Below are 12,736 nucleotides of genomic sequence, written 5' to 3' on the forward strand. Positions count from 1 at the left end.
GCCGGGGCGGCTCACACCTTGCGCCAGCGCGCCATCGCGAAGGAGAACAGGCCGAACAGCACCAGGCCGACCGCCACCAGGGCCAGCAGCCAAGGGCCGAGCGGGGTCTCGGCGAAGGAGCGGAGCGTGTCGTCCAGGCCCTTCGCCTTGTCGGGTTCGTAGTCGACGGCGGCCCGTACGGCGAAGGCACCGGCGGCCGCGAACACCAGCCCGCGGGCCGTGCCGCCGCCCACCCCGGTCACGTCCACCAGCCGCCGCATCCCGGGCGACATCTCGCCGAGCTTGAACTTGTCGCGGTAGGAGCGCATGACGGCCCGGCCCGCGAGCCATACGCCGGCGACGGCGATGCCCACGCCCGCCATACCGACGATCCACTGCCCGCCGGGCATGTCCAGCACCTTCGCCGTGACGTCCTTGGACTGCTTGTCACTCGATCCGCTGCCGCCGCCGCTCGATCCCGAGCCCGACGCGAACGACACCACGGAGTAGGCGACGAAGCCGTAGAACACGAAGCGGACCAGCGCCAGCAGGCGCTTCTTCGCCTTGCGTCCGTCCGGGCCGACCGAGCCGAACAGCACCTCCGAAAGGCGCCACAGCGCCATGCAGACCAGGCCGATGGCGAGGGCCCACAGCAGGACGGCACCGAAGGGCTTGTCCGACAGCTCGGCGAGCGCGCCACCGCGGTCCGCCTGGCGTTTCCCGTCGCCGAAGGCGATCTGCAGGGCCAGCAGGCCGACCAGCAGATAGATCACGCCGCGTGCGGCGAGTCCCGCCCTGGCGGCGCCCTCCGTCGCGGAACGGCGGGTCGAACGCCCGGCCCCGATCCGGCCGGCCCGTGCGCTGACAGTCAAGTTCATCTCGGCCTCCCGCACTCCGAATGCCCCGGTCACGGCCATGCACACCCCTACGGGCCTACGCCTGGGCGCGCCCGCTGCCCAGGGCGTGCAGGTACTCCAGGGCGTCCAGGACCACCGTGCGCTCGTGCCAGGCGATCCACCGGCCGGCCTGCGCCCCCACCACTTCCAGCACCTTCAGCTGCGCCGCCGTCAGGTCCCCGATGGTGTGGTCGAGGTGGGCCGAGACCATCCCCACGCAGATGCCGGACGAGGTGGTCAGCGGCACGCTGTGACACGCCAGGCTGCCCGCCTCGAGGATCGCCTCGCGGGCGGACGTGGTGAAGACCGGATCCGACTCGACATCGTGCACGGTGACCTGGGCGACGTCGCGCGCGGCCTGCGCACAGGACGTGCCCTGCTCGCCGACATGGCCGAAGAAGTCGACGAAGTCGGCTGTGTGTCCGGTGTGCTCCTCGATTCGCAGGCCGCCCCTGACCCGGTCGACGAGCTGCACGTTCCCCATGTCCGTGCCGACGACGGCGAGCGTCTGGCTCAGCACGGCCTTCAGGACGGCGCTGCGGTTGCCGGGCCCGACCTCCCGTGCCGCCGGGAAGTTCAAGGGGGGCTGTGCGAGCCGGGCGCGCCGCGGGAACCACAGCGCTTCCCGGGCGTCCGGGCGCGGGGCGGACAGCAGGACCTCGGCCAGGGAGCGCATCTTGACGTTGTACCGCTGCGACGCCAGCCGCATCAGCGTGAACGCCCTGTCCGCGTCGGACAGGGCATACCGCTCGCGCAGCATGCCCTGTGCCTCCGCGATCAGGACGTGGGCGCGGGCCCGGGCGCGCAGGTCGCGCACCTCGGCCCGCAGCCGCTGGTACTCGTCGTGGTCCGCTCCGTCGTCCGCGGCTGTCTGTCCGGGCTCGGTCATAGGTCTCCTCAGTTCCTGTTCGCAGGAACTGACACCTGCCCGGAAACGGCCGGGTCACTCAGGTGCCGGCACGTTCTCCCAGCGCCTCGGCGCGCACCCGGGCGCAGCTGCGGCTGATCAGACGGGAGACGTGCATCTGGGAGATGCCGAGCTGGTCGGCGATGCGGCTCTGTGTCATGTCCTCGAAGAAGCGCATGTAGAGAATGGCGCGGTCGCGTTCGGGCAGCCGGCGCAGACCCGCCTTGGCGGATTCCCGGTCGACCACGGTCTCGTACGAGGCGTCGGCCTCGCCCAGGGTGTCGGCGAGGCTGTATCCGTCCTCGTCGTTGGAGAGTTCGGCGTCCAGGGACAGCGTGCTGAAGCTCTCCAGCGCCTCCAGTCCCGTGGCGACCTCCTCCTCCGTCAGTCCCGTGTGGGCGGCGAGGTCCGCGACAGTGGGTTCGGCACTGCCCGGCGTCTGGGTCAGCTCGCGGCGGGCGACCCGCACCTTGTTGCGGAGTTCCTGCACCCGGCGGGGCACCCGCAGGGCCCACATACGGTCGCGGAAGTGCCGCTTGACCTCTCCTGTGATGGTCGGCACGGCGTAGCTCTCGAAGGCGCCACGCTCGGGGTCGAATCGGTCGACCGCCTTCACCAGGCCCAGGGCCGCCACCTGTCGCAGGTCCTCGATGGACTCGCCGCGCTCGCGGAAGCGGCCGGCGATGCGGTGGGCCATGGGCAGCCAGGCGATGACGAGTTCGTCGCGTACGGCGTCCCGCTCGGGGCCCTCCTCCAGGACGGCCAGGCGGGCGAAGAGCCCGGCGGTGTCGGGAGCGTCGTCGTGGCGCCGTCGGGCGGCCGCGGTGGTGGGGGTGCCGGGACGGCTTGTCGACATGTCGATTGGCATGCGGAATCGCTCCTGAACGGTCGTTTCAGGGAATTGCCGCGGGAACGGGGACTACCGGCCGGACACCAGACGTGGGCCCTGCAGCAGCCATGTCGCTCCCGCTGGCGCGCCTCCGGTCCGAAGCACGAAACTGCGTCTGCCCTCACCCCGGGGGCCCAAACTCCGCTTTTCCCGGGAAGATCGGCCGACTGTCAGGACAGGGGCACGACCGCGGTGATGCACTTGCCTCCGGAGGGCAAGTCGGTGACCCGCACATCGCGTGCCAGCCGGCAGACGATGGGCCAGCCGAGGCCGCCCAGGCGGCGCCGCCCGCGCGGGTCGAAGGGCTCTTTGGCCACGGGGAACGCGTCGCTGCGGTCGCTCACCGAGACGCGCACGCCGGGTTCGCCGACGTCGACGCGGAAGTCGGTGACTCCGCCGCCGTGCAGGATCGCGTTGGTGGTGAGCTCCGAGGCGACGAGCAGGGCGTCTCCCAGGGCTTCGCGGTCGCAGCTGGTATGGGTGACGCGGCAGCGTTCGGCCACGGCCCGCTCGACGGCGCGGCGCGCCTCTGCCGGCTGGCACGGTCGTTGGTACCGCTCGACAGATTCGGTCCTGTGCTTCTCGCACATCCCTGGGCTCCCTGAATCGATGGGGGGCAAGCCAGGGCGCTCGCGGACGACGCGGAAGTCCCGCCTGGCGGCAGCGGATCCATCACACTCCGCGAGCACCGCAGGTCTCTTCCCCCTTCGGCTCACCTCTCGGAGCCGCATCAAACCTTGTGCACACGGGCCATCCGGAATCATTTGCGGGGTACCCGGGTGACATGACGGATGTCGTGGATGCGGATGAACTGCTGCGGCGGATGCAGCGTGCCCGGGCCTGTGCTCTGGAGGAGGAGCGTGCCTGGCGGTCCCGTAGTGACGCCCTGCGGCCGAGCGACCCGGCCGCCTCGCGCGACGCGGCCGTGCGGACGCTGGCCTACGAGACGGTGCTCAGGGTGCTGGACGAGATCCTGACGCCGGGCAGGCGGCCCGGGACGGCCGAGCCGTCCGATTGAACGGCCACGCTCCCGGGAACCCGGCTCGCCATGACTGTGGATCACACCAGGGCACCCGTACTCGAAGCGCTGGACGACTACCGCCGCCAGGGGCGGCTGTCCTTCACACCCCCCGGGCACAAGCAGGCCCGGGGCGCCGATCCGGCGGTGCGGGAGGCCGCCGGCCGGGTCGCGGCGGAGATGGTCACGCCGTACCCGCCCGGGATCCCGGCCGTGCTGCCCGGCGAGCGGCTCACCGAGCCCGTGTTGCGCTGTCTGACGACCGGACTGACCGCGGGGATGAACCTGCCCGACCCGAGCGACCCCGGTCTGGAGGCGATCAAGGTGCCGGCGGCGGACCGGGCCGGCGCGGAGTGAAACGGGTCACGAGCCCGGCTTTCGTATACGCACAAGGCTCCGAGATGGTTTACGGTTCATCCATAGGTCGTCATGGAGTCGACGGTATACGTCCTCCATAGATCACCTCTCATACGGCCCTGGCTGGCCTCCCCCGTCCAGCCAGGGCTTTTTTCCTGCCCGCGTGACGACAGCGCCGGAAGTGTCCGCCGCCGAGGTGCCCAGGTCGTCCGCAGCGGCTGAAATGGGCGTAGGGAAAGCACCGGAACCGAATCGCCGGCGAGGAGCCCCGCGTCATGACCAAAGCGACGAAACTGCTGACCGCCCTGCCTCCGCCCCAGCGGGCCCGCCTGATGGCCCTGGCCCGGGAGGTCGCCTTCCCCGAGGACGCCCGGATCTTCGAGCCAGGGGGTACGGCCGACCGCTTCTGGGTCATCCGCTCGGGCGCGGTCTCCCTCGACCAGCAGGTGACGTCCCTGCAGCGGGTGACCGTGGCCAGTCTCGGCTCGGGTGATCTGCTCGGCTGGTCGTGGCTGTTCCCGCCGCACCAGTGGGACTTCGGCGCGGTGGCCTTCAGTCCCGTGCGGGCCTATGAGTTCGACGCGGCGGCGGTGCTCGCGCTGTGCGAGGAGGATCCCCAGCTCGGCCTGATCCTGGTGCGCAGCGTCGCCGAGATCCTGGCGTACCGGCTGGAGACGACCCGGGGCAAGCTGCTGGAGCAGTACTCGATCTCCCGGCGCGCCCGCTGACGGCTCAGATCCGGTAGCGGCGCAGCGCCGGTACGGCGGCGGCCAGGCCCAGCATCACGGCCACGACGAGGAGACCGCCGCCCGCGACGGCCGCGCGTGGCCCGAAGGCCGAGCCCGCGGTGCCGTGCAGGACGTCGGCCAGACGGGGCCCGCCCGCGACGACCACGGTGAAGACGCCCTGCATACGGCCGCGCATCTCGTCGGTGGCGGCGGACAGCAGGATCGCCCCGCGGAAGACCATGGAGACCATGTCGGCCACCCCTGCCAGCGCGAGGAACGCGACCGCGAGCCAGAGGCTGTCGCTCAGCCCGAAGCCGGTGATGGCGGCGCCCCACGCGACGACGGCGCCGATGACCATCCAGCCGTGCCGGCGGGCCCGGGAGAAGGTGCCGGAGAGCAGTCCGCCGAGGACGGCGCCGATGGGGATCGCCGCGAACAGCAGACCGAGGGCGAGACCTTCGCCGTAGGGCGCGTAGGTCTCCGAGGCCAGCTGAGGGAACAGGGCGCGCGGCATGCCGAGGACCATCGCGATGATGTCGGCGAGGAAGGACAGCAGCAGCACCTTGTGCAGGGAGATGTACCGGAACCCGGCCGCGATCTCGCGCACTCCCGCGCGGCGCTTGGTCTGCGACGCCAGGGGCGGCAGCGCGGGCAGCTGGTAGACCGCCCACACCGTGACGCACAGCGCCAGGGCGTCGATGAGGTAGAGCTCCGGCAGGCCGATGACCGGGATGAGGGCGCCCGCCAGGAGCGGGCCGACCACCTGCCCGGTCTGCATGACGGTCGAGCCGAGGGCGTTGGCGGCGGTCAGCTCGTCCGCGGGCACGAGCCGGGCGATGGAGGCGTTGCGGGCCGGTGCGTTCAGGCCCCAGAACGCCTGCTGCACCGCGAGCAGGAGCATCAGCACGGCCACGGACTCCAGGCCGGTGACGGCTTGTATCCAGAAGAGCAGCGAGGTGACGGCGATCCCGGTGTTGGTGACCAGGAGCAGCTTGCGGCGGTCCACGCTGTCGGCGATCGCGCCGCCCCAGAGCGCGAACACCATGAGTGGCAGCAGCCCGGCGAGGCTCGCGTAGCCGACCCACGCGGACGAGCCCGTGATGTCGTAGATCTGCTTGGGCACCGCGACCGCGGTGAGCTGGCTGCCGACGGCCGTGACGATGGTCGACGTCCACAGCCGGCGGTAGGCCGGGCGGCGCAGCGGACGGGTGTCCATCGCGAACCGGCGCCAGCCGCGCCGGGACGGCTGCTCCGCTGGGGCCGTCGGCTGCTCTTCGGTGCTGCTCTCGCTCGTGTCCACGGGCTTCCTGGTTGGTCGTTACATCTTTCGGAACCAGGGTTCACTATGGCAGTTGCGTCTGAGCATGCGGGACCCGCAATCCCAGCTTCCGGACAGGGCGTTGCTCACGCCCCGGCGATCAGCATCCCGCCCATGGTGATCATCGTCGCGGCGACCAGTGCGTCCAGGACGCGCCAGGCCGTGGGCCTGGCCAGGAAGCGGCCCAGCAGTCGGGCGCCGAAGCCCAGTACCGCGAACCAGCACAGGCTGGCGAGCACGGCGCCCAGCCCGAAGGTCCAGCGCAGTGCGCCGCGGTCGGCGGCGACGGAGCCGAGCAGGAACACGGTGTCCAGGTAGACGTGCGGGTTGAGCCAGGTCAGTGCCAGACAGGTCAGGACGGCCCGCTTGCGCGAGCCGGCCGCCTCGCCGTCCGTGCGCAGGGCACCGCCGGCCGGCCGGAACACCCGGCGGGCGGCGAGGGCGCCGTAGCAGAGCAGGAAGACGCCCCCGATCCAGCCGACCGCGGTCAGCGCGTCCGGCCACGCCACCACCACCGCTCCCAGCCCGCCGACGCCCAGGGCGATCAGGGCCGCGTCCGAGAGGGCGCAGATGCCGACGACGGCGAGGACAGAGTCGCGTCGGACGCCCTGGCGCAGGACGAAGGCGTTCTGGGCGCCGATGGCGACGATGAGCGAGAGGCCGGTGCCGAATCCGGCGGCAGCGGCGGCGAGCGAAGCGGTCATGGCATCGACGCTAGGCGGGCGGCGATCTGGAGTACAGCTAAAGATTCTTACGTATCATTAGTGCTCGTGACGACAGAGCTTCCCCTCGACCAGGTGCGGACCCTGCTGACGGTGGTCGACGAGGGCACCTTCGACGCCGCCGCCGCGGCCCTGCATCTGACGCCGTCGGCGGTGAGCCAGCGGGTCAAGGCCCTGGAACAGCGCACCGGCCGGGTGCTGCTGGTGCGTACGAAGCCGGTGCGGCCCACCGAGTCGGGCGAGGTGATCGTGCGCTTCGCGCGACAGCTGGCGCGACTGGAGCGGGACGCGCGGACCGAGCTGGGCATGAGCGTGCCCGGGGAGTCGACGCGGGTGTCGATCGCGGTCAACGCCGACTCGCTGGCGACGTGGTTCCTCCCGGCGCTGAACCGCGTTCCGGACGGCCACCGGCTCACCTTCGAGCTGCACCGCGAGGACGAGGAGCACACGGCGACACTGCTGCGGGAGGGGCTGGTGATGGCGGCGGTGACCTCGTCGCCGGACGCCGTGTCGGGCTGTTCCGTGCGCCCGCTGGGGCGGATGCGGTACTTCGCCGTGGCGAGCCCGGAGTTCGCCGACCGGTGGCTCGACGGTCCGCTGCGGGACGCGCTCGCGCAGGCGCCCTCGGTGGCCTTCGACCGCCGCGACTCCTACCAGGACCGCTTCGTGCGGAACCTGCGCCGCGGCGGGGGCGGCGCGAGCGCCGCCCGCCACTACGTCCCCACCTCGGAGGGCTTCGTGGCGACCGTCGCGCTCGGCCTGGGCTGGGGCATGGTCCCCGATGTCCAGGCCGAACCGCTGCTGGCCACGGGCCGGCTGGTCCACCTCGCGCCCGACCGCCCGATGGACGCGCCCCTGTACTGGCAGCAGTGGAAGCTGGACTCGCCCGCGCTGGCGACCGTGGCCGAGGCGGTGTCCGCGGCGGCGGCCGAGGCGCTCACCTCCTAGACGTCAACCTCGCACCTCCGGAGCCGGCCTCGTCTGCATGTGGGAGGACGGCAACTACGAGGGCAGCAGGATGGAGAGCTTCATCGCCCGCTCGTTCTGCTGAGCAGCGCGGCCAGTCGGGCCTCGGCGCTGTCCAGCAGCATCTCCAGCGCCGTCGGATAGGCGCTGTCGACCATGCGCCCCGCCAGCAGGGGTGCCGCCTCCGCGATCCGGGGGTGGGTGCTGCGGGGCAGGCGGGCATAGGTCGAGCGCCACATGTCCTCGTCGGCGTGGAGCGCGTCACTGGGCAGGGCCAGGGACGCGGCGTCCAGGGCGGCGAAGGCCAGGGTCTGGTCGATGAAGGCGTGGTAGATGCGCACCGTGTCCGCCAGCGGGAAGCCCGCGGTGCGCAGCACGTCGAGGACCGCCTCGTCGGCGGCGAGTTCGTTGGGCCGCCCGGTGACCCGGTTCGTGGTCAGCACGGCGGCCTGCGGATGGGCGAGGTAGGCGGCGTGGAGGCGCAGCCCGACCGCGCGCAGGTCCGCCCGCCACCGCCCCGTCGGCTCCCAGCCCCGCAGCGCCTGCCCGATCAGCGCGTCGCCGATCGCCAGGGTCAGGTCGTCCATGCCCCGGAAGTAGCGGTACAGGGTGCTGGGATCGGCGTCCAGAGCCAGGCCCAGTCGGCGGGCGGTGAGCCCGGCGCTGCCGTGTTCGCGCAGCATCCGCAGCGCTGTCTCGACGATCAGCTCCTCGGACAGCACGGTGCCGCTCTTGGTGGGACGGCGCCGCCGCCGCTTCTCCTCGGGTACGACCGCTTTCGGCATGCCGCTCCTCCTTATGCCAACGCCATTGACCTTATGTGAGCGGGCGGCGTTGTATCTCCGTCAGGGGCCCCACCGACGTCTTGGACCTTCGACCGACGGAGTGCTTGTCATGCGTGTACTGCTCGTGGGAGCCGGTGGAGTGGGCACCGCCATCACCCGGATCGCGGCCCGGCGGCCGTTCTTCGAGGCGATGGTGGTGGCGGACTACGATCTGGCCCGCGCCGAGGCCGCCGTGTCGGCGCTCGGCGCCGAGGGCGCCCGTTTCCGGGCCGAGCGCGTCGACGCGAGCGACGAGGCGGCCGTGGCGGCGCTGCTGGAGCGGCACGCGTGCGACGTCCTCCTCAACGCAACCGATCCCCGCTTCGTGATGCCGCTGTTCCGGGCGGCCCGCGCCGCCGAGGCGACCTATGTCGACATGGCGATGTCGCTGTCGCGACCGCACCCCGAGCGCCCCTACGACGAGTGCGGGGTCAAACTCGGCGACGCCCAGTTCGAGGAGGCCATCGGCTGGGAGAAGGCGGGGGTGCTGGCCCTCGTCGGCATGGGGGTGGAGCCGGGTCTGTCGGACGTCTTCGCCCGGTACGCGGCCGATGAACTCTTCGACGAGATCGAGGAGATCGGCATCCGCGACGGTGCGAACCTCACGGTGGACGGCTACGACTTCGCGCCGTCCTTCAACATCTGGACCACCATCGAGGAGTGCCTCAACCCGCCCGTGGTCTACGAGGAGGACCGCGGCTGGTTCACGACGGCACCGTTCAGCGAGCCCGAGGTGTTCGACTTCCCCGAGGGCATCGGCCCGGTGGAGTGCGTGAACGTCGAGCACGAGGAGGTGCTGCTCGTTCCCCGCTGGGTCGACGCCAAGCGCGTCACCTTCAAGTACGGCCTGGGCGAGGAGTTCATCCAGACGCTGCGGACGCTGCACCTGCTGGGCCTGGACCGCACCGAGCCCGTCACCGTGGCGAGCGCGAGCGGACCGGTCCGGGTCTCGCCCCGGGACGTGGTCGCCGCCTGTCTCCCCGACCCGGCGGCGCTGGGCGAGCTCATGCACGGCAAGACCTGCGCGGGCACCTGGGTGAAGGGCGTCAAGGACGGGGCACCGCGCGAGGTGTACCTGTACCACGTGGTCGACAACCAGTGGTCCATGGCGGAGTACGGCTGCCAGGCGGTGGTGTGGCAGACGGCGATCAACCCGGTCGTCGCCCTCGAACTCCTCGCCACGGGCGCCTGGTCGGGCTCGGGCGTCCTCGGCCCGGAGGCCTTCCCCGCCGGTCCCTTCCTGGATCTGCTGACCGCGTACGGCTCCCCGTGGGGGCTGCGCGAGCAGTGAATCCGAATTTCCCAGCACTCCGTTGTTTCACTCATGCATCGACAGGTGACCCGAAAGCGAGTAAGCCATCCGCGAGGGCACGGACGACTTCGAACGCAGGTGACATCAATGGAGAACTGGCGAGACCATGCCGTATGCCGCGACGAGGACCCCGACCTCTTCTTCCCGATCGGAAACACCGGCCCGGCACTGGTGCAGACGGAACAGGCGAAGGCGGTCTGCCACCGCTGCCCCGTGCAGACACGGTGCCTGGAGTGGGCCATGGACACCGGGCAGGCGATCGGTGTCTGGGGCGGCACGAGCGAGGCCGAGCGACGTTCACTGCAACGGCGCCGGGCCAGGGCCGGGCGCGCCTCCGGCTAGGGCCGGCACCCGGAGGGTGAAGACACTGCCCTCGCCGGGTTCGCTCGTCGCCTGAGCCGTGCCGCCGTGCGCGGCGACCAGGTGACGGACGATCGGCAGGCCGAGCCCGCTGCCGCCGGTACGACGGCTGCGGGACTTCTCGGCCCGCCAGAACCTGTCGAAGACCTGCGGTAGCTCCTCGGCCGTGATCCCGCTGCCGGTATCGGCGACTTCGAGGACGACGTCGTCACCCTCGCACCGTGCCGCGAGGGTGACGGTCCCGCCCCCGGGCGTGTGCCGAAGCGCGTTGGAGACGAGGTTGCCGAGCGCCTGCCGCATCCGCACCGGGTCGGCGTCCAGCCACGGCGTACCGTCCGTCTCGGTGCGCAGGGCGACGCCCGCCGTGTCCGCGGCCACCCGGTACGCCGCGGCGACCTGGCCGATCAGCTCGTCGGCGCGGACGGGCTCCCGGTGCAGCCGCAGCGTGTCCGCGTCGGCGGCGGCGAGGTCCTGGAGGTCGTCGATGACCCGCTGGAGGACAAGGGCCTCCTCGTGCAGGGACGCGAGCAGTTCCGGATCCGGTGCCACGACCCCGTCCTTGGTGACCTCCAGCCAGCCGCGGATATTGGTGAGCGGACTGCGCAGTTCGTGGGCGATGTCGCTGACCATGGCCTTGCGCTGCGCCTCCAGTCGTTCCCGGCGTTCGGCGAGGTCGTTGAAGGCCGCCGCGAGGATGCCGGTCTCGTCCCGCGTGGTCACGGGCACCCGCGCGTGCAGCTCCGGCGGCTGCTGGGCCGCCGCAGTGAGCGCGCGCAGCGGCCGGACGAGCCGTGTGGCGACGAGGGCGGTCACGGCGACGGTGACGGCGAGCACGAGTCCGGCGACACCGACGACCTTGGCCTTGTTGGCCGGTGACATGTCGAACCGCACGGCGGTGCGATCCCCGCCGCCCAGGAACAGCTCCGCGGCCGGCGCGACAAAGGGGTCGAGCTGGGCGCGGCGCGCGCTGTCGACGCAGTTCCGCGCGGTACGGGCCGCCGCCGACCCGGGCTCCACATCGGTCTTTCCCACCTGATAGCGGCCGCCCACGCCCCGGTCGGTGCCGTCCAGGGAGAGGAACAGCGGCGCGACGGCCTTCAGGTCCTGGCCGCCCAGACAGCCGCGGGCACGTTCCATCAGGTCCGCGAGGGCCTTCTCCTCCCCGGCGGTCGGGGTGTTGAGCTTCCCGTCGGCGCACTCGAGGGGCGTCTCGACGTCCTCGCTCAGGAACGGGCGGCCGCTCGGCATCCTGGCGATCGTGGTCTTGATGCCGTTGCGGGCGAAGCACTGCTGCCGCACCACGGCCAGCTTCCCCAGCCTGGCCCGCTCCTGGGCCGTCAGCCAGTACGGTCCCACCACCCGTGGATCGATGCCGCTGCGCTGGGCACCGCGCTCGGTGTAGGTGTCGGTCCGCAGGGGGTCCACGGTGGCCGCTGCGCGCGGCGGCAGCGAGGTGCCGGGCGGCGCCGAGTCCGCGAGGGTGCGGCGGTCGGTGGTGGTCAGGGCGATCCGCCGGCCCGTCTTCTCGGACAGCGTGCGGACGAGCGGCCCGACTCCCCGCCAATGCGGGTGAGTTGCCGCGTACCCGCTCAGCCGGGCCAGGACGTCCATGTCCTCGGCGAGGACCTGCCCCTGTTCCTCCCGCAGCGCACGGGTGGTGGTCTCCACCGCCAGCCAGGCGGTCGCGGCCACCGAGCACACGGCGATGAGCACGGACGTGATCAGCAGCCGCACCGAGAGGCGCTTGCGCAGGGGTATGCGGCGGCTCATCCGCGGCCGCCGCTGAGCTTGTAGCCGACGCCGAACACGGTCAGCAGCCGGACCGGCCTGCGCGGATCCGTCTCGGTCTTCCGCCGCAGGTTCATGATGTGGACGTCCACGGCCCGCTCGGTGGAGGCCCGGTCGATGCCACGGGTGCACTCCAGCAGCTGCCGCCGGGAGAACACCCGCTCGGGTTCGGCGGCCATGGCGAGCAGGATCGCGAACTCGGCGGGCGTGCACTCCACTTCCTCGCCCTCGCACCGCACCTCGTGCCGTACGGGATCGACCTGAAGCCCCCCGACCCGTACGACGTCCGCGGTGCGCCCGCTGCGCCGCAGGATCGTGCGGATCCGGGCCATCAGCTCACGAGGGCTGTAGGGCTTGGTCATGTAGTCGTCGGCGCCCACGTCCAGGCCGAGCAGCACGTCGTCCTCGGTGGAGCGGGCGGTGAGCATGAGCACCGGGATGTCGTCCGCCCGCCGCAGCGCCCGGCACACGCCGAGGCCGTCGATCACGGGCAGCATCAGGTCCAGCACGACCAGGTCGGGTCTCAGCCGTCGCACCGCGTCGAGGGCGGCGCCGCCGTCGTGGACCACGGTGGCGGTGTGGCCCTCCGCCAGCAGGGAGCGGCGTATGAGTTCGGCCTGCATCTCGTCGTCCTCGGCGACCAGCACATGTGCGCACACCTGGCGGATCCTA

At 71.8% G+C, this 12,736-nt stretch carries 14 protein-coding genes and 1 pseudogene; 6 read left to right on the plus strand and 9 right to left on the minus strand.

The genetic code is table 11. From position 1 onward, the window contains the following. Positions 1-11: 11 nt before the first annotated feature. From ACIOHP_RS20510 to ACIOHP_RS20525, 4 genes are all read right to left on the minus strand, one after another. Complete coding sequence (locus ACIOHP_RS20510) at positions 12-857, minus strand: DUF1206 domain-containing protein (protein ID WP_361544620.1); 846 nt, start codon at positions 855-857, stop codon at positions 12-14. Positions 858-912: 55 nt separating this feature from the next. Further along, entirely contained in the window at positions 913-1,764 is an 852-nt protein-coding gene (locus ACIOHP_RS20515; protein WP_401889353.1) for an ANTAR domain-containing protein, read from the minus strand. A 58-nt stretch (positions 1,765-1,822) separates the two neighbouring features. Continuing rightward, positions 1,823-2,650, minus strand: a complete 828-nt coding sequence (locus tag ACIOHP_RS20520; protein WP_401889355.1) for a SigB/SigF/SigG family RNA polymerase sigma factor — start codon at positions 2,648-2,650, stop codon at positions 1,823-1,825. Positions 2,651-2,841: 191 nt separating this feature from the next. After that, entirely contained in the window at positions 2,842-3,261 is a 420-nt protein-coding gene (locus ACIOHP_RS20525; protein ID WP_361544612.1) for an ATP-binding protein, read from the minus strand. Positions 3,262-3,455: 194 nt separating this feature from the next. On the opposite strand from ACIOHP_RS20525, the gene ACIOHP_RS20530 reads away from it, so the two are divergent. From ACIOHP_RS20530 to ACIOHP_RS20540, 3 genes and pseudogenes are all read left to right on the plus strand, one after another. Continuing rightward, entirely contained in the window at positions 3,456-3,689 is a 234-nt protein-coding gene (locus ACIOHP_RS20530; RefSeq protein WP_361544609.1) for a hypothetical protein, read from the plus strand. Positions 3,690-3,827: 138 nt separating this feature from the next. Then, positions 3,828-4,046 (plus strand): annotated as a pseudogene (locus ACIOHP_RS20535) (ornithine decarboxylase); the annotation flags it as partial. A 275-nt stretch (positions 4,047-4,321) separates the two neighbouring features. Continuing rightward, entirely contained in the window at positions 4,322-4,774 is a 453-nt protein-coding gene (locus ACIOHP_RS20540; RefSeq protein ID WP_361544606.1) for a cyclic nucleotide-binding domain-containing protein, read from the plus strand. Between the two features lie 4 nt (positions 4,775-4,778). Here the strand turns inward: ACIOHP_RS20540 and ACIOHP_RS20545 are convergent, their stop codons facing one another. Continuing rightward, positions 4,779-6,074, minus strand: coding sequence for an MFS transporter (locus ACIOHP_RS20545; RefSeq protein ID WP_401889358.1), 1,296 nt, complete (start codon positions 6,072-6,074; stop codon positions 4,779-4,781). 104 nt (positions 6,075-6,178) lie between these two features. Beyond that, positions 6,179-6,796: a LysE/ArgO family amino acid transporter gene (locus ACIOHP_RS20550; protein WP_401889360.1), complete on the minus strand. Its 618-nt coding sequence runs from the start codon at positions 6,794-6,796 to the stop codon at positions 6,179-6,181. Positions 6,797-6,862: 66 nt separating this feature from the next. On the opposite strand from ACIOHP_RS20550, the gene ACIOHP_RS20555 reads away from it, so the two are divergent. Beyond that, the gene (locus ACIOHP_RS20555) at positions 6,863-7,762 is read left to right on the plus strand and encodes a LysR family transcriptional regulator ArgP (RefSeq protein WP_401889362.1); all 900 of its coding nucleotides are present in this window, start codon (positions 6,863-6,865) and stop codon (positions 7,760-7,762) included. 80 nt (positions 7,763-7,842) lie between these two features. Here ACIOHP_RS20555 and ACIOHP_RS20560 read toward each other — a convergent pair whose 3' ends face one another. Then, positions 7,843-8,565: a TetR/AcrR family transcriptional regulator gene (locus tag ACIOHP_RS20560; RefSeq protein WP_401889364.1), complete on the minus strand. Its 723-nt coding sequence runs from the start codon at positions 8,563-8,565 to the stop codon at positions 7,843-7,845. 109 nt (positions 8,566-8,674) lie between these two features. Here ACIOHP_RS20560 and ACIOHP_RS20565 point away from each other — a divergent pair, with 109 nt between their 5' ends. Both ACIOHP_RS20565 and ACIOHP_RS20570 read left to right on the plus strand, forming a co-directional pair. Then, on the plus strand, positions 8,675-9,895 hold the full coding sequence (locus tag ACIOHP_RS20565) for a saccharopine dehydrogenase family protein (RefSeq protein ID WP_401889366.1): 1,221 nt from the start codon (positions 8,675-8,677) through the stop codon (positions 9,893-9,895). Positions 9,896-10,003: 108 nt separating this feature from the next. Beyond that, positions 10,004-10,258 (plus strand): WhiB family transcriptional regulator, encoded by a 255-nt coding sequence (locus tag ACIOHP_RS20570; RefSeq protein WP_401889368.1) that lies wholly within the window; start codon positions 10,004-10,006, stop codon positions 10,256-10,258. Here ACIOHP_RS20570 and ACIOHP_RS20575 read toward each other — a convergent pair. Both ACIOHP_RS20575 and ACIOHP_RS20580 read right to left on the minus strand, forming a co-directional pair. After that, positions 10,214-12,046 carry a sensor histidine kinase gene (locus tag ACIOHP_RS20575; protein WP_401889371.1) on the minus strand — a complete coding sequence of 611 codons (1,833 nt, stop codon included), beginning with the start codon at positions 12,044-12,046 and terminating at the stop codon, positions 10,214-10,216. The genes ACIOHP_RS20570 and ACIOHP_RS20575 overlap by 45 nt on opposite strands. After that, positions 12,043-12,723 carry a response regulator gene (locus ACIOHP_RS20580; protein WP_401889373.1) on the minus strand — a complete coding sequence of 227 codons (681 nt, stop codon included), beginning with the start codon at positions 12,721-12,723 and terminating at the stop codon, positions 12,043-12,045. The genes ACIOHP_RS20575 and ACIOHP_RS20580 overlap by 4 nt, the downstream gene beginning before the upstream one ends. Between the last annotated feature and the right edge of the window lie 13 nt (positions 12,724-12,736).

This window comes from Streptomyces sp. NPDC087859, assembly GCF_044742595.1.
GTDB classification, from domain to species: Bacteria; Actinomycetota; Actinomycetes; order Streptomycetales; family Streptomycetaceae; genus Streptomyces; species Streptomyces canus_F.